The organism is Bacillota bacterium (assembly GCA_009711825.1).
GTDB lineage: Bacteria > Bacillota > Proteinivoracia > UBA4975 > VEMY01 > VEMY01.
In genome coordinates this window covers 83,067-104,148 of sequence record VEMY01000004.1, presented here as the reverse complement: position 1 = coordinate 104,148, position 21,082 = coordinate 83,067, and the positions used below count along the sequence as shown (strand labels likewise).

19 protein-coding genes are annotated in these 21,082 nt (G+C 48.5%); 6 read left to right on the top strand and 13 right to left on the bottom strand.

What is annotated here, in order from left to right:
• Positions 1–469 precede the first annotated feature (469 nt).
• The 5 genes from FH749_02590 to FH749_02570 form a co-directional block, all read right to left on the bottom strand.
• On the bottom strand, positions 470–1,036 hold the full coding sequence (locus FH749_02590; GenBank protein ID MTI94363.1) for a hypothetical protein: 567 nt from the start codon (positions 1,034–1,036) through the stop codon (positions 470–472).
• A complete protein-coding gene (locus tag FH749_02585) occupies positions 1,033–1,920 on the bottom strand; it encodes a hypothetical protein (protein ID MTI94362.1) in 888 nt (295 codons plus the stop codon). Before FH749_02585 ends, FH749_02590 begins: the two co-directional genes overlap by 4 nt.
• Before the next feature lie 91 nt (positions 1,921–2,011).
• The gene (mcrC, locus tag FH749_02580) at positions 2,012–3,127 is read right to left on the bottom strand and encodes a 5-methylcytosine-specific restriction endonuclease system specificity protein McrC (protein MTI94361.1); all 1,116 of its coding nucleotides are present in this window, start codon (positions 3,125–3,127) and stop codon (positions 2,012–2,014) included.
• Positions 3,127–5,316, bottom strand: coding sequence for an AAA family ATPase (locus FH749_02575; GenBank protein ID MTI94360.1), 2,190 nt, complete (start codon positions 5,314–5,316; stop codon positions 3,127–3,129). The genes mcrC and FH749_02575 overlap by 1 nt, the downstream gene beginning before the upstream one ends.
• A 121-nt stretch (positions 5,317–5,437) precedes the next feature.
• Positions 5,438–6,022, bottom strand: a complete 585-nt coding sequence (locus FH749_02570) for a hypothetical protein (GenBank protein ID MTI94359.1) — start codon at positions 6,020–6,022, stop codon at positions 5,438–5,440.
• Between the two features lie 343 nt (positions 6,023–6,365).
• Between FH749_02570 and FH749_02565 the strand changes: the two genes are divergently transcribed.
• From FH749_02565 to FH749_02545, 5 genes are all read left to right on the top strand, one after another.
• Entirely contained in the window at positions 6,366–6,848 is a 483-nt protein-coding gene (locus FH749_02565) for a hypothetical protein (protein ID MTI94358.1), read from the top strand.
• A 173-nt stretch (positions 6,849–7,021) separates the two neighbouring features.
• Complete coding sequence (locus tag FH749_02560) at positions 7,022–7,387, top strand: helix-turn-helix transcriptional regulator (GenBank protein ID MTI94357.1); 366 nt, start codon at positions 7,022–7,024, stop codon at positions 7,385–7,387.
• The gene (locus tag FH749_02555) at positions 7,371–8,126 is read left to right on the top strand and encodes an ImmA/IrrE family metallo-endopeptidase (protein ID MTI94356.1); all 756 of its coding nucleotides are present in this window, start codon (positions 7,371–7,373) and stop codon (positions 8,124–8,126) included. The genes FH749_02560 and FH749_02555 overlap by 17 nt, the downstream gene beginning before the upstream one ends.
• Positions 8,119–8,649 (top strand): hypothetical protein, encoded by a 531-nt coding sequence (locus FH749_02550; protein ID MTI94355.1) that lies wholly within the window; start codon positions 8,119–8,121, stop codon positions 8,647–8,649. Before FH749_02555 ends, FH749_02550 begins: the two co-directional genes overlap by 8 nt.
• A gap of 321 nt (positions 8,650–8,970) precedes the next feature.
• Complete coding sequence (locus FH749_02545; GenBank protein ID MTI94354.1) at positions 8,971–9,396, top strand: type II toxin-antitoxin system HicB family antitoxin; 426 nt, start codon at positions 8,971–8,973, stop codon at positions 9,394–9,396.
• A gap of 74 nt (positions 9,397–9,470) precedes the next feature.
• Here FH749_02545 and FH749_02540 read toward each other — a convergent pair whose 3' ends face one another.
• From FH749_02540 to FH749_02515, 6 genes are all read right to left on the bottom strand, one after another.
• On the bottom strand, positions 9,471–10,790 hold the full coding sequence (locus FH749_02540; GenBank protein ID MTI94353.1) for a TIGR02679 family protein: 1,320 nt from the start codon (positions 10,788–10,790) through the stop codon (positions 9,471–9,473).
• Positions 10,791–10,809: 19 nt separating this feature from the next.
• Positions 10,810–14,946, bottom strand: a complete 4,137-nt coding sequence (locus tag FH749_02535; protein MTI94352.1) for a TIGR02680 family protein — start codon at positions 14,944–14,946, stop codon at positions 10,810–10,812.
• Positions 14,939–16,120 carry a TIGR02678 family protein gene (locus FH749_02530; GenBank protein ID MTI94351.1) on the bottom strand — a complete coding sequence of 394 codons (1,182 nt, stop codon included), beginning with the start codon at positions 16,118–16,120 and terminating at the stop codon, positions 14,939–14,941. The genes FH749_02535 and FH749_02530 overlap by 8 nt, the downstream gene beginning before the upstream one ends.
• A gap of 4 nt (positions 16,121–16,124) precedes the next feature.
• Positions 16,125–17,594: a TIGR02677 family protein gene (locus tag FH749_02525; GenBank protein ID MTI94350.1), complete on the bottom strand. Its 1,470-nt coding sequence runs from the start codon at positions 17,592–17,594 to the stop codon at positions 16,125–16,127.
• Positions 17,595–17,802: 208 nt separating this feature from the next.
• Positions 17,803–18,021 (bottom strand): type II toxin-antitoxin system HicA family toxin, encoded by a 219-nt coding sequence (locus tag FH749_02520; GenBank protein MTI94349.1) that lies wholly within the window; start codon positions 18,019–18,021, stop codon positions 17,803–17,805.
• Positions 18,000–18,443, bottom strand: a complete 444-nt coding sequence (locus FH749_02515; protein ID MTI94348.1) for a hypothetical protein — start codon at positions 18,441–18,443, stop codon at positions 18,000–18,002. The genes FH749_02520 and FH749_02515 overlap by 22 nt, the downstream gene beginning before the upstream one ends.
• Positions 18,444–18,628: 185 nt before the next feature.
• On the opposite strand from FH749_02515, the gene FH749_02510 reads away from it, so the two are divergent.
• Entirely contained in the window at positions 18,629–19,381 is a 753-nt protein-coding gene (locus FH749_02510) for a DNA-binding protein (protein ID MTI94347.1), read from the top strand.
• 106 nt (positions 19,382–19,487) lie between these two features.
• Here FH749_02510 and FH749_02505 read toward each other — a convergent pair whose 3' ends face one another.
• Complete coding sequence (locus FH749_02505) at positions 19,488–20,216, bottom strand: Uma2 family endonuclease (GenBank protein MTI94346.1); 729 nt, start codon at positions 20,214–20,216, stop codon at positions 19,488–19,490.
• Positions 20,217–20,267: 51 nt separating this feature from the next.
• Positions 20,268–21,008 (bottom strand): DNA-binding protein, encoded by a 741-nt coding sequence (locus tag FH749_02500; protein ID MTI94345.1) that lies wholly within the window; start codon positions 21,006–21,008, stop codon positions 20,268–20,270.
• Between the last annotated feature and the right edge of the window lie 74 nt (positions 21,009–21,082).

Here is a 21,082-nt window from a genome sequence, read left to right as displayed (position 1 = left end):
ATATAATGACCATGGTTTTTGAGTTGGGACGCCCTGGTGCTGCTGTAATGGGTAGCACGCTAACGGGGCGTCCTTTCCTTTCATAAGATAAGGTCATTATACCTAGCAGTTGTTGGACAGGCAATACCGTCAACTTATGGGCTATATGGCTCAGCAAAAACACCCAATGGCTGTTCCCAATAAAGAACCTAACTCTATCTTTTAATGCAATAAATTCTGCTAGTATTGATTGCTGATACCTAACATTATTGTTCATCATACTTTAATCCCTCCACCTGTACTAAATAAATATCGATAACCACTATCCACCACTCCTAACTAATGTTTATGTGTGATGTGTTTACATAGAGTCTGAGCTGGCCAGCTATCTTCTACCCCAAAATTGAAATACGACAATGGATAACCTAGCAATGGGCCTAAAGGGCACTTTTTTGCTGCGTATGAGAGCAGAAAAGACCGTGAACGAGGGCTACTCATTTTTCGCCAACAACTCAACAACCTCGTTTAACGCGTGCCATTTGTCCTGCAGAGATTCAACAATGTTGTCTGCTGACTTACTGGCATCGTTAAGGTCTAACTCAATTATTTCCTTGAAGTTATACTTACGAGTGAAATCCAAATCAATGCCATTCTCCTTAGCCAGGGCTTCCATACCATTAAATCTATCCGTCGAGAGTTTCTTGATGTTACTGAGAAAACCATTGGTTGACCACATTGAAACACCCACAGTGTCGGGCCGCTTAAGGTATTTGTCCAAGCGGATGTCTCTATAGCGGATAGTGAAATTCAGTTTATTAATAAACGGAAACTGTTCTTTCTTGGACACAAGATCGATATTTATTTTAGTTTTATCCGAATTACGCCATATTCCCCATGCCAAAGGCGAAGTAGGATTAAACTGCTCTTTGGCTTCCTTTAGTGCCTCATAGACATGATCAATTACCGTCTCTAAGTAACTATGCACATCATCCTGGGCTTCTTTTAGAATTGCATAATCGGCCAAATATAATCTTCCGGCTTCAGAAAGATTGTTCATCGCAGCCCCTCCAATAATATGTTTATCAACATTCTGTTATCGTTTACCATCTTCAGATAGCGAGAAACTGCACTAAGGTTAAAATCTCCCAAGGCATCTCTAGTAAGACTGTAAACACTGTCTAGCAGCTCATCCGATTCTTCGTTGGGCCCCAGACTCAAATCCACCAAAAATCTACGCAAGTTTTCCTTGGCAACATCGGATAACTCAGGATCTCCCAGCAAGTTTGCTGACCGGGTTACCACTTCAGCATAGGACATTGGCTCCCAGTCATTGACTCCTATTGGCAATTTTCCGGTGGGAGTTAGATAAATCTTTAGGATTTTCTTGCCGGAAAATTCTTGGTTGTTTTCGATAGCAAGATTGTACAATTCGAGTTGTCTTCCAGCCCCCTTTACGATTCCCTGGCCGCTGGTTATTTTGTTTTCAATGAACACTGCGAGATTATCGGTATTGACACAAATATCGCATATGCAGTTCCTTGTAACCTTGTTTACCTGTGCTTTGCCGATCCAGACCTCAGAATTAACACGGATTTTTTCGGTGGGCAAATCTAATAATTCGGGGACATATTCACCCAAAACGAAGTTCAACACTCTATTGCTCAGCCCATGACCGCTGTGGGGATTGAGAAAGTAGGCTAAATAACTAGTAAACCGAATTTCTTGCGTGCCATGGCCACACACAGTCAGCACAGGCGTTGGGTATCCTTTTTTCAAGATGCTGGCCAGCTGCCTGGCTTCAGCAGCGTGGTGATCATACCAATCTCTTTTAAAGGCCAGCCGAATCCGAGCAATCTTCTCTTTTAAGGATAGCTGATAGGTCTCATCTGGCTGGGCTGCCTTAATTGCCAAAATAGCGGCCCGGAGTCTATCAAGTTGCATGATACCCTCCTCCCTAGAGCTAAAAAATCATATCAGTCTGGAAAAGACGGGCGAGCCGCCCCTCCAGTCAATAGCTATTAAGCAGACGCTCTTAATCAGTGGTTCCCGCTAAGCCTGCCACATTCAGCAGCTGCTTGCGGATTTCTGAAGCCTCCGCTGCAAGATCGACCGTTGCAACCCTAATCTCATGCCCCTGTATTACCACAGTCTCATCCATCATCTCCCCAACCGAAGGATGGAGCAATAGCCCGGAAGCGCTATCTGCCAGCGGGTCACCACACCCAACCTGGGATCGTAGATATGCATATATCTGGTAGATATGCCCGCTCCGCAAGGTTTGGTCTCTATACAAGCCTCGGGTCACTATCGAGTTAAACTTGGTGTCAATAATAATCCGGCGCCCCTTTTGGACATGCTCCAGGATTATATCGGTGCGCATCGATGGCAGGATACTGTCCATCCCTGCTGTCTTACTCTCGATAAGCCAATCCATAGTCTTCCCTGCTTCTACCCGCCAACCTGTGTGAGCAAGAACAACATCATAAAACCCGGCTACAGCCTTTTCGAAGAGCTTGCGAACCCAGGCGATTTCACGCTCCGGCACAGGTAGGTGCATTGCGCCTTTTTCTTCTGTAGGCAGAGCCAAATCGAAGGCGAGGCGGGCAGCCACCACCATTTGCTGGTCCTCCAAGTCATGCCGACCAAAACGATTAGCGGACATTTGTGCCCTGGCGGGTTTCTCGCCGGCAACCCCCAATTGGCCCAAACTCCCTGCAAGAGAGCGACAGCGGTGCGCCAAGTCCTTACGGCGAACAATCTTCATCAACTGCAGCAAAGCAGCCCGAACATAGCGATTGCGCGGTGTGTCGACAGTAAGCTCCTCGTACCGACAGGCCACTTTGCCCCGATTCAGCAATTGCTTGCGTTCAGTTGCCAAAAGGTCTACCCGCCCCCGAACGCGGCTGAGAACATCTGTCTTTGATCTGTAGCCAAAGCATAAATTACGCCTAAGCCGACGTTCAACTGAACGGGTTAATATTTCCGCCACCAAATCGGGAATGTCATCAGGGTTGTCCTCAACAGCAGTCCTAGAGGTGGAAACATCACGGTAAAGATGGGACGCATACAACATCAGCAACCAAAGATTGCGAACTGGAATCCGGCCAACCAGGCCGGATTCATTTTTGTCCTGGCTGTGTGTCAACATTAAAATCCGTCCAGTAGGCGTGCCTTGGCTTTTTGTGCTTTGTCCAATGAGTCAAACCAATATTCTTCGAGGAGAGGGACGATTTCCGTTTCCACTACCTGACGGAACCATTCCCGGGCATCCTGGATAGTGGTACCGATAGCTGGGGTTATATAGCTGTGACCCAAACGAAATTGAGCGCCCAAACTGGCATCTGAGGCGATCTCTTCATTTAGACTGCGGATTCGCCTTTCAATCTCCTGAAGAACATCCAGGTCGAAACCAAATTTGTCATGAACATAGTCTTGCCAGGGCTTGCCAAAGGTTGGTTCCAAATCAATAAACGCAAACCGTCTCCGGAGCGCGTAGTCAACCAAAGCAAGGGAGCGATCCGCAATATTCATGGTGCCGATTACATATAAGTTGTCTGGTATATACACCTTGTCTGAATTGCGGCTGTAGCTCAACTCCAGGGCCTCGGAGGGGGTTCGCTTGTCCGCTTCAAGAAGCGTAAGCATCTCGCCAAATATTTGAGCAGGATTTCCCCGGTTTATTTCTTCTATTACAATTACATATCTAGAGCCTGGATCTTTTTGAGCGGCGCTGATTGTTTCCAGGAATGGACCGTCAACCAAGGTGAGCTTACCATCCCCACTGGGGCGCCACCCCCGCACAAAATCTTCATAGGACAAATTCGGGTGGAACTGCAACGCTCGCAGTTTACTCTCATTCAGTTGCCCCATCAGGGCGAAGGCCAGGCGTTTGGCAAGCCATGTCTTGCCTGTCCCTGGCGGTCCTTGCAGAATGAGGTTTTTCTTGGTACGAAGACGTTCGAGTATCTTTTCCAGTTGCGAACGTTCCAAGAAGCTACCATCCGTCAGAATGTCATCGAGGGAATACGACTCGATAGGTGCCACGGGGTATGCTGCATCGTCATCCGCATCGGCATTATCATCATTATCGTTTTCAGTCGGTCCAGGAGGTTTAACAACGGTATCGCCATCCTTATACAGCCATGCCGACAGCGATAGTTCTGGGAACGAGTGAACAGGGTAAGTCTCCTCACGGAACCGGGCCTCCAGGGTTTCCATAATCTCCAGATAATCATCGGCATTACAGCGACCTCCGGGTCCATTGACGGCGATCTGAATACCCAACTTCTTAATAATGTAGTTACGTGATTGTCCTTCAAGCGTTGGATAGCTCCACGGCCGTATCCAATACAGGCCCATGGTTAAATTCCACCCCACCCCAACTACGTGGGTGGCCTCGTTATAGGCCTGGATAAACCGGGAGCGCAAATTTTCATCATCGGAATCGGCAAAGTGTAGCGCCGCCTCGAAAATATTCCAAAGCTTGTCGATATCGTCTGGTTGCCTTGCTGTGGAATAACCAAAGAACCAAGACTTCTGATTGTTAACCAATGGAATCCCATCGAAACTGTCGGGTACAGATTCGTCAATGTCAAGGAGCCGTGCCAATTCATTGGCAATAGAAATTCTGTTGGCATCGGTAATCCCGCGGTTAAAAATGGCCATTGTCGTAAACGGACAAATATCATTCAGCGGGCGGGACGTTCCATCTGAATACTTATCAGTCAAATAGGAAAGACCATGCATCCTGTTGGCAATCTCATGTATGCCAGTAACCAGTTCATCCCGCTTATTCTTGTAATCAAGCAGTTTGTCCGCAACAGCCTGATAAAACCGTGTCCATTCAAACTGTTGTTTCTCCCGCAAACCACCAAACCGCTCGCGCCAAAATGGTTGCTGGGTAAAACGCGCGATATCCTGAGGTTCATTTTCAAAGGTAAAGCGAATTAAAGCCTCGGCCATCCAATTATCAGGGACAACACGCCAGATTGTTCGCTTGTATGTATAAAAGTACCATTCCTTATATGGGGCTAGAGGTGTCCAATCCACCTTCAACAGGCGGCCGTCGCCGGGATTTTCTGTAACCGTTCCAATCGCCTTGATAGCCATAACCGATACAATATGACCCCGATTATCAAAAGGCAGGTCATGTTTGCGGGTATATGTAGATTTGATTGCAATTCGATCCCCAGGCCTAACGGATTTGACTAGGTCCAAATACCTATCTTCATAGCCATTTTCCCAGATTCCCTGGGTAAGGAAACGCGGGGTCTGGTCTTGGGTTCCGCCATACGATGCGCCAACAAACCAAGCGACTCTTAATCCTGAAGTTGCCATGATAACCCTCCCTAACAGGTTTTTGATGTACATCCTACATACTTTCATCAAAATAAGCTGAATGCAATAAATAATTTCCCCAGGTAGAAATCATGAATCCCCTGGATTGCTTTCCATATATCTACCCAAACATGTTGCCCATATTAGCATGGGTCCTCTTCTCTAGGGTGCTAGCGAACAATTTTCCATTGACGGCTGCAGTCCAACCAGCCTGAAACGCACGAAGTCTAGCAGAATCAGGTGGCTGTCTTACGTCTCTAACTCCTCCGTCTTTTGCCGCGGTTGTCGTTGTTCTTCGCTCAAAATCTCCAATAAACACCTCAATATTATTGCGTGCGCATACCCACTCCAAGTCAACTTGTCCCCTACCGCAGACTACTACCATTTTAACTGAAAGAGGGTTATAGTCTCTACTAATCAGATCAAGTCCGACCAGAACCTGGCCAATTACCCCCCTGTTTAATTCTCGCTTGGCCTCCAGAATATAGATATGCTTTCCCTCAAATGCAGCTTTTTGCTCAGAATTCGAAACGGTCCCACGCGGATAGACCTCCCAAGAATCGCCCGGGATCAGAACGCCATCAATTCTTCGAGAAGTCGATTGTCCATCGCCAAACCCGACGGGCACTTCTAAGTAGAACTTGCCTGGAACGGACTCAATATATTTTGAGAGAAGCTGATCTTCTGCGGTTTTAGGTTTCCACATATTTAGCCTCCTAGATAACATCAGTAGGTTGAAGCGAATTTTGGATTAATGCTATATATACAAAAACCCAGGCACAACAAAAATGCCGTGGGATTAGATATTTAATCTATTCGCTAAAATTAACCGAATCCCTACCTCTGGAGCATAGTAGGTCAGAACAGATGTAGCTCGAAGATTACTCCAACACAAGAATAGTGGTCTTAGGACTAAGTAGTTCAAAGACTTGTGCGTATAGTTCCCCCGGGTAATATAACCTGGCTTTTTTTGATGCTGGTCGTTTTTTATCAGGACAGGGAGTGTCACGGACCTATGTTAAGGTGACAGTGAAAGGGAGGTTTTTAGTTTGAAAAAGGTCTTAACGGTTCTTTTGATGGTGTTGTTGGGCAGCGCAGTGTTGATTGCAGGGTGTGGCTCAAATGATCAGGGACCAGCAAACGACCTGGGTGACCAGAATCAAAACGGAACGCAAAATGGAGACCCAGTCGATGAGGAGAACACTGATAACGAGCCATTAGCTGACCTACTTGGACATTTTGAACAACATGGGTTTACCGTTGGTGAAGAAACATTAAAAGACTACAGCATGTTAGGGGCAGTGGACGGCTTCGGAATTGAGCTAGATGGGGAAGATGTGGAGTTCTATTTATTTGACCCAGCCACAGACGACCCTGACGCTCAGCAACTTTTGGAGGATGCCCGGACGAAGGGCACAATCACAATGTGGGAAATTACTTTTCCTGCTTTGATCAATGGCGACATTCTGATGATTAACCATGATGAACACTCAAAACAGGAGGATATTGAAACCACATTTAATAGCTTCTAAATTAGAGCCTGCGGGCTCTTTTTCTTTACCACAATCATCACTTCCGACGAGGAAGGTGATGATTTCAATTGGGAGTTGTTTGCCCCAATTCCATACCTGAGCCGGTTGTCATATTAATTTTACCTATGGAGGTTTATTTTATGACAGAGATGGGATATACTCAATGATAGGAGGTGGCGACAGTGTATAAAAGTGAATTGGCAGGCGAAAGGTTTTCCGAGTTGCGTAAAAAAAGCGGATTTACTCAAAGTCAATTGGCCGAATATTTACAGGTTGACCAGAGCTATATCTCCAAGTGTGAGAAAAACGAAAGGAAATTGAGTTTGGATGTCCTTGAAAAGGTAGCAAATCTCTTTGGCTGCCCTGTTGATTATTTCATTAACGAAAACAGTAACTACTCCCCCCTCCCCACTGCCTTTCGTGCTGATGCAGTCGAAACTCAAGACTTAGAAGTAATCGCTGAACTCAATAAGATTGCTCTCAATCTGCGTTTTATGGAAGAACTGCTCGAGGGGGTGGAAAATGATGGAGAAGATTGAAATCAACTCGAATGCAATAAGCTTACGTAAAAAATTTAGCATTGACAATTACACGCCAGTAGATATTTTCTCCCTTGCAAACAGCAGTGAAGACCTGACTTTAGTTTTTTATCCAATGGGCGAAAGAATCAGCGGAATATGCATTAAGGATAATCGCAACAGAATTATCGGCATAAATTCAAGCATGACCTACGGGCGACAACGTTTTACAGTGGCTCATGAACTATGCCATCTGTACTTTCACGAAGACTTCATGCACATTGTTTGCTCCAAGGACCTTGAAAGAGATAAAGATCTCTTGGAAAAAGAAGCTGATATGTTTGCATCCTATTTCCTAGCCCCTTATGAAGCATTGAATGCCTTTATTAACAGTCTAGGAAAGTCTAAAGGAAAGAGCACACTCTCTGTCACTGACGTAGTGAAAATTGAGCAACATTTTGGGGTAAGCAGGCAAGCAATCTTGTGGCGGCTATCAATTGAGGGGTATGTTGACAGCAAAACGGCAGAGCCGATGAAATCAAACATAATTTCATCGGCAATCAAGTTGGGTTTTGATGACAGGCTATACCGCCCTACACCGGAGCATAAACAGTACACTACGCAAGGGAAATACATTAAGCTAGCAGAAACTCTTAAGGACAGGGGACTAATTTCCACTGGAAAATATGAGGAACTCCTGTTAAACGGTTTCCGGGGAGATATGGTATTTGGTTTTGAGGAAGAAGAGGCTTATGACTAAACTCTTTTTTGATACCGATTGCATCTCCTCATTTTTATGGGTAAGAGAAGAAAGGATATTGCTTAACCTATATCCAAGAAGGATAGTCTTACCACAGGAAGTCTTCAATGAATTATCTAATCCGAGCATTCCTCATATTAAGCGGCAAGTGGACAAGTTAATTGCAGATGGGCACATTACGACTCAAAGGATTTTCACCGACACGGAGGAATTTCAATTATATAACCAATTGGCAATAGCACCCCCTGCAGGGGATATAGTCATTGGCAAAGGTGAGGCTTCAGCAATTGCATTAGCAAAAGTTCACAGAGGTATACTCGCCAGCAACAATTTAAGCGACATTACCAAGTATGTAGAAAAATATCAGTTAAACCACATTACCACAGCAGACATATTAATAGATGCGTATAATAACGGATTCATTAGTGAAAACCACGGCAATCAGATTTGGAGAAATATGCTCGCAAAGAAAAGACGTTTACCAGCAGCAAGCCTTTCTGACTACTGTAAAGCTCATCGTTGAATTCAAAATCTTTTAATTACGGTTTTAATTGGCGACCTAAGCCCACTTCATATAGTCACCATGCTAATACAAACAAAATCCCAGGCACACAAAAAGCGCCGTGGGATTAGATATTAATTTAATTCGCCAAAATTGACTAAATTTCCTACTTCTTATACCAGTCAAGCTGAGGTCTTAGGAAGGTTGCCGCCATCCAATACCAAAGTCACTCTTATTTCATCACGCCAGGAAAACGCACATTGATACGTATATTGACACGTATCCGCACGCGCTAATAATATAGTGCACCATAGCTCCAGGGCCCTCAGGGAGGTAGAAGAGATGAAAACTAAAGATCGTTATATATACCCGGCTATTTTTGAGCCGGATTCGGACAACAGGTACAGTGTATCCTTTCCCGATCTGCCCGGTTGCCTAACAGAAGAGGATACAGTTGAAGAGGCATTGCGGATGGCGCAAGATGCTCTAAAGCTGCATTTATACGGTATGGAAAAAGACGGCGACCCCATCCCTGCACCTAGCGTGCCCAGTAGCCTTGAAGTAGACGATAGCGGATTTGTGTCTTTGGTCGATGTGTGGATGCCTGCATTTCGCAAATCTATGGAGATAAAATCTGTCAAAAAGACGCTCACGATTCCCAAATGGCTAAATGATCTTGCTGAACGTGAAGGAGTCAACTTCTCATACATTTTGCAAAAATCCCTCAAAGAGTATCTTCGGGAACACTCTGACGAATACCTGGACTAATTTACGTGGCTTCTGGCGTCCTGTTTCACCACATCTATTCAAAATGCTATTTCCTCTCGCAGCGTATGACAGTACTAAACTTGCTCTTCAGGACCGTAGCAGCTCCTGATATCTCCAACTAGCTTCTCGAGTATCTTCTCCTGGTATCCGGCTTTTTTGGTTACCGCCACCGCTGCTGCAAGCGGTTTTAAGTCCTCGATTTTCACCTGTTTAAGCTGCGCCAGTCGCTTAGGTGACAATGTTATCGCGGAGACGCTCTTCTGGTAATCTACCTGCGAGTAGCGCCATGGCTTAGCGTGATTGGGAAATCTATGGCAGATTCGCTGGGCGATGAGAATGCCCTCGGGATCGAAGTCTCCGGAGTAGAGAATCTCTGCATCTGCTGCAACCAGCCGGTCTAAGAGCATCCAGACTGCTGTGCGAGGTTGGCCGTGGATGCAGACGATGGGCGGAGTTTGGTCGGCCAGGGCATCGGCTATCGCCGAGAACACACCGGGGTTTTCCATAACAAAAACCTTCTTCAGTTGACTGACAGCCGGGTAGATTTTAGTTATTCCACTGAGCTCCCGCAGGGGAACATTAAGAACCGTGCCGACTTTAGCGGCCTCTGTCCACACAGGATGGGGGCCGTTTTTTGTCTCTCCAATTAATCCCAGACAGGTAACAAAGTTCAGCAGATCATCAGGAACGATGCCAAAATGCTCTAGTAAGTTGTTGCCGGACAGTTCGGGGGCAGTATCTGAATCCAGGTGATACAAGTTTTCCAGCGCCGCCAGCAGAAGCTTGCCTTGATTGGTCTGTGTGTCGAAGGCATGGGGGTCGCCGGTAATGCTGGTTGCCCAGACAGGCAGGCGCTGAAATTCTTTGTTGCTGTCCCGGGGCAGGTTTTCCAGGGCCCCAAGCACGGCACGTAGTTCGTCTTGAAAACTGTCCCGTTTTAGAGCCCGCTTGATGGTCGGATGTACTTTACCATTTGGCTCTAATAGCTGATTAATAAATTCTTGGGCATTGGGGCGTTTGAACTGTTCTTTTAGCGAATAGAGCAATTCTTCTCGCCGCTGGACCACTTGCTGATGCTTTTCTTGGTTGGTAAATAACTGCCCCCCGGCCCGAGCGGTAAGGATATCTAGCAGGGAAATACCAGCAAACCGGGTCTGTTGGATTGCCTGGTCAAATTCAGTTAGCGATACTGTAATATCAGTTTGCCCCGTGAGGTCCCGGCCCAGCACACCACCGATGGCCTGGCGGACTTCAGGCTTGGGGTTATTAAGCTTCACCGTGCCGCCGATGCGGCCCAGGCCCTGGTAGCGTTTGGCCATCAAGCCCATAAGTCTGGCAAAGGCCGGGTCGCTAAAGTAAGCCACGGCCTCTTTGAGCAGATTGTTGCCCTGCATAAGCCACACCTCCCTGCTATCAGTTGTCTTTGGTCACAGCCGCTTCACTGGATTCGGTCTTCAAGCTCCGGACCTGGCCATCCCAGTGGTAACGGATTACAGTCACCCAGGGCGCATTTTTGGGCCGAACAAGTTCTGCGATTGCCAGGTTGTTGGCCGTATCGTAGTCTCCCCACAGGTTCTGGGAGTTGATGATGTAATTAAAGCCCAGTTGTTCCACCAGGTCAAACATATCGCGGATATTGGTCTCGTCTACCCCGGCAAAAGCCTCATCCAGGGAGATAATGTGCGGGGCGTCGGGTCTGGCCTCCTGGTAACGGGAGTAGGCGGCGGAGAACAAAGGAATGTACATGGCCATGGCCTTCTCGCCGCCGCTGAAAGTAAAGAACACCCGGTCGGTCAATTCTCGCTTCTGTTCGTTTTCCCGCCGGTAAAATAGTTGGAATGCAAACCATTGCCGATAGTCCAAAAGTTCCCGGACAATTGAATGGAAGGTATCTCCCCTTTCCCGCTCGGAGAGTTCGGCCTTGGCCCGCTCTATTTTCACCCGGAAATGGCGGGATATATCCTGCATGTCCTGCTCTTTGAGGATATTGGGGTCCTTGCGCAAAAGCTCCACCAGCTCTTTGGTGTCCAGCTCATCTTCCTGTTCGGCGGAGCGGGGTTTCCAGCGCAGGGAGAAGGTAAGACCGCTGGAGGTATCCCTTTGCTCCATTAGATCGTTAATTTTCTTTACCCACTGCTCAGCACGGCTGATGCGCTTGCGGATAATGTCGCCGACGCTGTGGAGGATTATCTCCTCGTAGAGCTCCCGGTCCTTTTCGCTGAGGAGCTGCTGTTGGATTTCGATGTCCTTTTCCATCTGTTCCATGACCGCCCGGGCAGTTGTGTGGCGGCCGCCATATTCCAGGACGACATTGTATCTGGATCGAACCTGCTTAAGGGCAGATAAATAGGGGGAGGCCCAGTCCTGTTGATCGCCTACCTCCGGCAGTTCGGCCCCCAGCTCATGTATGCTCATGAGCGGCCGGTATTCGATAAGAATCTGTTGCTCTTGGAAATAGGTCTGGTTGAGGCGGATATAGACTTTATCCCGGTCGGTCTGCTGTAGCAGGTGCCCCAGCTCTTTATTAATCTCTTTGGCCGCGGCTTCAGGATCTTGTTCGCTGCGGTCAGTGATGCGGAGCTCCTGGGCCAACAGCTGCTGCCAACACTGCTCAATCTCGCTAGCCACGGCAAGGCGGGCGGTTAGGGTCTCCAGGTTTTTGGCGCCATCCTGGATATCTCTGTCTAAATGAACAGTCTTTTTGTAGCACTGGTCTATTTCCCCAGGTAATTGTTCCAGCCGGTCGCTCAGTTCACGGATGCGGCGGCGGATATCGTCGGCGCCCATTTCCTTAAGTCGCTGGTCAACCTGTTCAATTTCCATGTCCAGTTTGCGGATTGTGCTGTCAATGACGTTCAACTCACCCCGGAGTGCATCGACATCCTCCCGGAGGGTATCCAACTCCTGTTGCCTGCTGGCAATTAGTTCAATGGTATGGTGGAGATTGTTATGGTTCAACTCCAACTCGTTTAGCCAGCGGGCATAGTCCTGGAACTGGGAGTGGGCCCGGGTATAAGCCTCCTCAGACTGGGGCAGGTTCAATTCAACAGCTAGCGTCTGAAGCTGTCGCCGGACACTGAGCAGGTGCTTATGGGCCTCATCTAGGCGGTTTTGTTTTTCCTCTGCATCTTCCCGCCGAACCTGCAACTGTTCTCGTAACTTGAGCATGTCGGAACAGATTGTTTTCAGGGCATCGAGAGAGGGCATAGCGCTGTATTCTTCCCAGAGAACCGCCTCCCGCTGGTGGAGGGCATCCTTTTCCTTGGTGAGCGCAAAGTGATCGCGCTTGAGTGCGGCCAGTTGATCGGTCAGCTCAGCAATCACTTGCTGACGATAGCGACGACGGGCCTCCCTGCCAATATAGCGGGAAGATTTTTCCCGGGGGGCCTGGCCGCTGATCAGGGCAATTCGGTAATTACCCTGGGAATCGATGGTAATCTGGCCCGCATCCAGCTGACTGGTATCCACCAGAATGCTGGCGAGGACATCGGCAATTGTCTCTGTCTCCACGCCATTGCCGGACACCGGCTCCAGCAGATCTGCAAGGGTGTGCTCCATCAGTCGGGGATTGGGAATAATCACCTTGTCGCTCCCCTTGAGGGCGGACAGGTGTTCAGCAGGAACAATCAGGGCATCAAGCAGGCCGGCCTGGGTAATCGCCGCCTCCAGCCGTTCCCGTTTTTCTTCGCTGACAGCTTGCTTGAATTCCACCGCCGCATAAAATGGCAGCCAGGGTATGCTCTCGGCTTCAAGCTTCTCCCGGGCGAGCTGAGTATCTGGGTGGCGGCTGGGTTCGGGGTCGGCTTGGTTCTTCCAATCCTGAATTTCCTGTTCCTTCTCCTCAATTTCTGCTTGCTTTCGTTTTAGGTTCGCGGCAACATTGCCCAGCGCCTCGGCAAATGTGGCCTGGCGCCGTTCCCGGGCAGAGACCACAGGCTGGTATACGGACTCAGCTTGGTGCACTTCGAACATATCTACCAGGCGCTGGGTTACCAGCTGCTTCTCGGCACCAGTTATCTCCAGTTCGGTGGTGGCACTGCTCCAACGATGGAAGTTCTCGATATATTGTTCTTTGGCCGCATCTAGTTGCCCATCCATTTTCTTTTGCTCCCGGAGTTTATCGTCGAGGCGCCTGCTGGCGTCGGCATGCTCTCGGTCAGCCTGTTGGTGGCGTTGTTGAGCATGGGTAAGTTCACGAGCCGCCTGAATCAGTTTGCTCAGTCGGTTGCTGTGGTCGGCGACCTCCTGTTTCCAGATACCAAAATGATAATCTTGATTGCGACGCCGGTAGTCCCCGGCCAGCTCAGCATGGGCTGCGAAGGCCGTCTCCTCGCCAGTTTCATCTAGATTATCTAATAAGTCTGCGATCTTCCCTTCGATTTCATCTTGTTCGGCCTGCTTCCTTTGCAAGATTTGCTCCAGTTGTCCCTCCCGGGACACCTTCTTAGTAAGCTCTCCGTCCTTCTGTTTCCTTGTTTCTATTTGCTGCTTGCGGCGATTATCTGCGTCCCGGCGCTGCTCCTCAGCCTTGAAGACATCGTGTTCTTTCAGACTCTCATGTTCAGCGCTGAGCACCTCTTCTTCCTCTTTTAGCCGCTGATGCCGGTGTCGGGTTTGCTCCAGCTCTTGGCGCTGGCTCTCAATCGCCTGCGCCTGGTTTTCTTTCTCTTCAGTAATGCGTTTTTTGAGGGCGCTTGCACCCAAGCTGCCCCGGGCCTTTTCCGCCAGCAGAAAGTTGTTGTAGTTATCATAGGCAGTGCAGAGTTTTTTTAATGACTTATTGTCCCGTTCCAGCTGCTCTAACTGCTGGCGGATATGGTCCATATTCTCGATTGTTTCAGTAAGTGAACGCAGTTCATCGTCAGCTAGCGGCGGTATGGACTCATTGAGGATTTCATAGATAACAGTCGGCTTAAAATCTTTGGATAGCTTGGGACTGCGTAGCTGAATCAAGAGTTTAATCAGGTCCTCGAATGAATCCAGCGCTTGGAAACCAAAGACATGGCGGTTTACCAGCTCCATATATTCCCGCTGTCCCCGGACCACCGCGCCGCCGCTTTCCAGGCGGTTGGTGAGCTCGCGGCGACTTAAGGGAACCATTACTTCTTTGCCCTCGCCGGGATCGTATTCCTGCTTATGCAATTCGAAGTTCAGGCCGATGCGGCGGTTATCTGTGATGACAAAACCCCAAAAGTCCATGGTACTGCCCCGTCTTGCCCGAAGTCCGATGCCGGTGGTTATGGCGCGGTTACTGCCCGGGCGCAGGTATTCCAGCCACAGGTAGCCGGTGCGCTCTTCAATGGTGCTGACGCCCGGCTCGCCCAGCAGGTAGTCTTCCATTTTGCGGGCCTTAGAGCCAAACGGATCCAGGCGGTCAGGGCTTTTACGCCCGTCCAAGAGTACAGGTATTAAGCTTTGCATAGTAACCGACTTGCCTGAGCCATTGCTGCCCCGGAGCAACAGTTTGCCGTCCGAGAACTCAAATATTTCATTGTCATAGTACCAGAAGTTTAGCAAGCCGGCTCGGTTTAATTGCAGTTTCTCAGTCATTTGTTTTCTCCTCCCCCGTATAATCCGGCGGGTATTCCCCTCTGGTGCGGGCCAGCAGCGGCAGCAGTGAAATTATGCCTGTTTCGGGGTCCTGGTCCGCCATCTGCCATTCCTTAAGCAGGTTAAGCAAGTCCCGGACAACCAAGTTTGTATCTGCTTCCCTATAAAGCTTGGACCAGCCATGGCTGAATCGCTCGCGGCAAATGCCCACCCAGCGGGAAAACTCCGACTTGGGCAGGCTGATGCTGCCGTCATATTGCAGGGGGATGTCTTCCTGTTCCCGGATTTCCCTGGCCAGGCCGGCGAATTGCAGGGCAATACCAGATATGGCGCGATTGTCCGGAAAGTGATGGAACTTTGCCCGGCGCTCCGGCAGGGACAAAAGGGCAGCGTTGTTATAGAGTTCGAACTGTAGTTCAAAGTTGTTTTCTATATCCTCCCGGATGCGGTTACGCTGATTGCGAAGATAGAGGAAATCCGGGTCGTTTGCGCCACTACTGTACATAACCGGCTCCAGAAGCAGACGGCGGTAGATGCGATTGCGGCGGCGGATGGTTTGGTCCTCTGGCCATTCGGCCTCCAGGATAGCTTCCATAGTTTTCATAGTTGCCAGCTCCCGGTGGTATGAGCGCATAAAGTAACGGGCGGTTACCGGCACCTCATACAAGACCTCGACTTCGCCGGCGCCAAACTGCTCTATCTCTCCCTCCACCACATGGAGGACGCCCAAATTAGTGGCATGGCGCAGCACCCGAATCAGGGACTTGCGGTGTTCGTAATTCACCCAGTCCAGACTTTCGGGGCCTGGATAATCACTGATGAGATCTTCGCAGAGGCCGGAAAGCAAAAATTGCTCGTCCACCGCCTTGCCTTCCAAAAAGGCCAGCAGACCACAGAACAGTACATAGTCCCGTTTGTGCAGGAATTCCGCTATTCCCATCCAGGGAGATGGAACCACCGGTATCTTCTCCAGCTTGGCAAAATAGCGGTGAACCACCAGGCGCATACCTGTCTTCTCCATAAACCAGGTCCTTAGCGCCCGTTCCCGATTGCGTATCTGCAAATATTTCTCCGGTTCTTTATCCCTCAATATCCAGAACTGCTCCAGCAGATCCGAAGCGGCCTCCAGGGCAACATCGTCGAAAGCGGCTATAGGTTTGATTTGTTGTTCCATATTTTCACTCCGTAATTTCCAGTGTATAGTTGGGCATATCCAGGTTGCCGTCGGTTGCTCGGAGGATAACGCGGCCAGATTTGGTGTGCAGTTTTACGCTGCGGCCGGTTTCTGTTTTGGTGGTGAGGGTGGGCACAGCCAGACAACGGCTAATCCAGACCAGCAGGGTTTTTCGCACATACGGTTCAATTATCCCTAGTCCTTCCAACTCGATGCGGCCGTCATCAATTAAACTATCTAGTAGCTGGTTCTCTGTCTGCTTTTGCGCTAAGTGCTCGGCCAGCATCGCCGCTTTTTGCTCCCGGTTATCTCGGACAGCATTGGTCCGGGTCTTGAGCCGATAGTTCTTGACCATGGGGCGCACAGTAAGTTTGGTCGCGGCACGGTCCCAGACTTCAGCATAAATATCTTCGGTATCCTTAACCGGGGCATAGATATGGCGGGTGTTGGCCAGCCCGAATACACAGGCGGACAAGCGGTGGGCCGCGTCCAAATCGGAACAGGCGGCAAAGCGCCGGGCCAGCTCCTGGTAATCTTTGCGCCGACTCTTGTGGTTATGATGGCGCTCACCCAACCTCTGGGCAAAACGGGTGATTCTCCTAATCGCCTCGTGGGTTGCGGTTTGCATGAGATATAGATCGCTGGTGCGGCCCTCGCCACCGACAAACCAGACCTGCAAATTATCCCATTGGCGGTGATACTTTGCAATCAGCTCCAGGCGATCGGGAGCCCCATCCAGGCGGGGGATGGATAACTGGTAATCGGCCAGCCGCTGGCATGCATCAATAAGGTACTGATCATCGGCAGCGTCTAAGGTGGTTTGGATTTTCAGAGAAGCCCGCTGCATGGCGGTTACAAAATTGCGCAGATAATCGCTCAAAGCCTCTTTATATGCTAAAAAGGCCTCCGTCATCATCAGCTCTTCGACCTTTTCGCTATGCAGATGAGCCAGGTAATCGGTGGCATTGTCTGTCAGCTTACGGAAGGAATCGAAAATATCTTCCCATAGTGCGTTAAGCTCTTCCTTGTTGATCTCGCCATCTGCTTCCAAGAAGCGGTTAAGGGCTGCAAGCAGCCGATCAAATAAGGTTCGCTCCAGGGAGCCGCCAAAGGATTCCCCCAGGTTTTCCAAGCGGCGGACCATCCGCTCGATCTCGATCGTGTAGGGGCTGGCCTGGTAGCGAAAGCGTTTCTTCTTGAATTCTTCGATGGTAGATACACGGGAAGTTTCCTGGCGGGCAATTATGTTTTTCCACTCAGTTAGCTGCTGTAAATCCTGTTGGAGCTGCTCCTCGCTATAGTCGGCGAAGTGCGGAATATCACGAAGATATGCGTGGATTTCTCCGGGTAAGATAAAATGGCGCATACTCTCGTGCTGGATAAAGAAATAACGAAGTATCATACGATAACGCCAGGCGTTACTGGCTGTCAGGTAACTGGTCTCAATTATTGGGTTTAAGCGCTTATCATCCATTGCTACACCTCGCTATAGATAGACACTGCACGTGTTTCGAATGTTTCTTGGGCCATCTTGTAATAATTCAATTTCAGCCGGGATAGTCCTGCAAGCGTAAGGAACACGTTTCTAATAAAAATTTAATTTCTTTTGCTGGCACATAATTCCCTCACAACGCCTAAAGCCAAAACGAACAGCACCTGGAAACAGGCGCTGTTCTTGAGCTTTATTTATTCGAGTTGAAGTATTCCATCGACACCATAAGCTGTTTGTGCAGAATCCTTTTCCATAGCACAGAGGGAATCTCACCACTGCCCATGGAGACCTTGGTTCGCTTTATGAAGCCATCAGGCATAAGTTTGCGATAGTAATAATGGTCTGTATGTTTATAAAGCTCCCAGCCATCGCGCTCACAAAATCTCTTTAATTCTCGCCAGCTGGGCATTGAATCAGATTCCTGACCTGGTGAGCATTATCTTGCAACATTACTTTGACAAGATAGGGAAAGTGCTGTTTTCGATTGGGAGCATTATGCCACAGCTCAAATTCATTGATATATTCATGGGCATATTCCATAAGTTCGTTTGCTATTTGTAAAAGTGCATCTTCTTTGTTCTCTGAATAAGCGATTAGATCAAATCCCTGCAGCGTAGCAATCCAGTGTCCCGTAGCTGAGTCCTGTTCTAGATGAGCAATAAACCTGCACTCCTGTACCAAATCCTGTAGATGTTCTATACTCATTGCCAAGACATAATCCCGATTGCGCTTCACAATCTTGGGCCTCTTACGGATTACCTCATCCAAAAAACTGCTCCAGTTTTTCCTGACTTCAGTTGCATTGATGGCACTATCCATAAGAATTTTCACTCCCTCCACCTCCAGTATACATTGTGTACATAGTGTACGCAAGCTGGTCTAATGTATTACAAGAGGTTAAAAGCGCTATATATTTGCCACTAAAGTCCAGAAGCCCCAGAGAACAACACACGTTTACTTTATATTAGTTGATTATTATTTGCAGGAGTGATACAGTTTTCCTGGAGGTGATCTGTATGGGTGGCAAGAGCCCCCTGATTACGGCCGAAGTGTTGGCGGAAGCTCTGGATTTATCTGTAGAAACAATCTGGAGCTATACTAAGGCTGAGAAAATACCGTATGTCAAGTTGGGCAAGGAAGGATACCGGTACAGCCTGCAGGCTGTGAGTACTGCTCTGTCTAACTTAGCTCTCGAAGAAAAATCTCTGGTGTATCAGGTTGACGCCAAAAAATATACATATCAGGACTACCTAAAACTACCCGATGAACAGGGCTTTCGCTACGAAGTACTGAACGGGCAACTGATTAAAGAGCCGTCGCCCAGGGTGATTCATCAACGGATTGTGCGTAAGCTTTTGCTACTCCTCGACTCCTATTTTAAAAAGGTCCACCCTGATGGTGAGATCTTCTTTGCGCCCCTGGATGTTACCTTAGGAGACTATACGGTCGTTCAGCCCGATCTGCTCTTTGTCGCCGGTGCACAGAAGAATATAATTGAAGAAAACCGGATAAATGGCGCCCCGACTCTGGCAGTTGAAATTATATCTGAGTCCAGCCGCCGCAAGGATCGGGTCCTAAAATGGCAGATTTACCAGGCAGCAGGAGTGAAGCATTACTGGTTGGTAGACCCGGAAGAAAAGTCCTTGGAATGCTTTGCGCTCCAGGATGGAGCTTACATCCTGGCTGCATCAGGGCTGAATGATGATGTTGTTGAGCACCCAGACTTTGCAGGGCTTAAATTTATGCTGGCAGACTTATGGCAGAACTGAACCCGATTCCCTGGCAATCTCCTTTTATGTCTTTATTTAAAATTTGTCCCAGAATATAGAAAAGCCTGGTCGCCCAGGCTTTTTTGTGTTCAGATGGATAAGGCTTCTAAGCAGCGAATATATCCTCCACCTTCAGTTCCAGGCCGTCAAAGACAGGAGACCTGACTGTACTTCCTACTTTAAACATCTCCATACTCTCAGGTTTGCGCTCCTTAAAGACATACTGGATTATATTTTTGGCCTCTGGGTTGACAAGCCAGTATTCCGAAACACCGCTCTTCATGTAAAGATTTAGTTTGGTGGCCATGTCCTTACCCTTGGTGGAAGGAGACATTACCTCCACTATCAATGTGGGTATACCCTCATACTTGCTGTCCTCGCTTACCTTGTGTTCATCGCATATCACAACCACATCCGGCTGAACCACATTGGGGTCCTCCTCGAACTTGGTTGCATGACCGAAAAGCCGCACATCCAGGGGTGCTGTTAATGAGCGGCAAGGTTTGTCTTTAAAGAAGTTATGAAAGTAAACCGCAATTTCATTAACAATAACCTGATGTTTAAAACTGGGTGAGGCCAAAAGATAGATCTCACCGTCAATCAGCTCATACCTCTGGTCAGACGAGTTGACCAAATCCATGTATTCCTCATAGCTGACTTTTCGAAACGACTTGTAGCCTGTTGCTTCCTCATGAACGAGAAAATGGTCCGGGTCGGTGTGGCGGATTAGCTTGGCAACGCTCTTTCCGTTCTTGACGACAATGATGTCTTCCGTCTCTGTCAGGGCCAGGTACTTACCGAGAGCATTCTGCAGATCTGTGGTACTCACCCGCATCCTGATTCCTCCAATCATTTTGCACCTATAATTATACGCAAAGCCAGAATCTTAATCCTGCCATAGTTCTTCTAGATTTACCTTCAGCCCAGGAAAGTCAGGATGTAGCACGGTATCAGTGCCGCGACCTGTTGCGACTAGAACATATTTGCCGCCACTGAGCTGGTAGGCCTCAAAAGTTTTCTCGTGGGGGTCAACCAACCAGTAATGCCCGACGCCCGCTTTTAGGTAGATTTCCATTTTCAGCACCCTGTCCTTGTGTAAGCTTCCAGGGGAAAGAACTTCTACAACTATCTCGGGGGCGCCGTTTATGCGCTTTTCTTCGATAATGCTCTTTTGGCTGCCGGATACATACAGCAAATCCGGCTGGACAACATTTACCTCGGTCAAAGTGATGTCCAGAGGGGCAATGAACAATATCCCCTTGGGATCGCGAGTGGCAAAGTACTTCTCCAGTATCAGTGCAATACGAAAGCCGGCAAATTGGTGCCTAGGAACGGGCGATGGGTCTTTGACTAAAACCCCGTCCAAAATTTCAATCCTTACCCCGGGTTCATTGGGTATCTTCAGGTAATCTTCGTATGTCAAGGGTTGCTTCACTGGGTAATCAATAGATCTTTCCTTAACAAAAGGCAGAGCAGCAAGAACGGCAGATAAATCGTATCTGTGTTCGCCGTTTGCTAGTTCAGTAGAAGGTATCTGCTTGTTCTGGGTAAATTTCAAAACGGTCTCAACAGAGATGTCCAGGGCCTCGGCAACTTCCTGCGCGGTCATCAGGGCAGCGCTGGGCATATCATCCACCTCCAGCCTCAATATATCGCTATGGAAAAGTATTGTCAACTACTGTTGCTCGTTATCAACTGGGC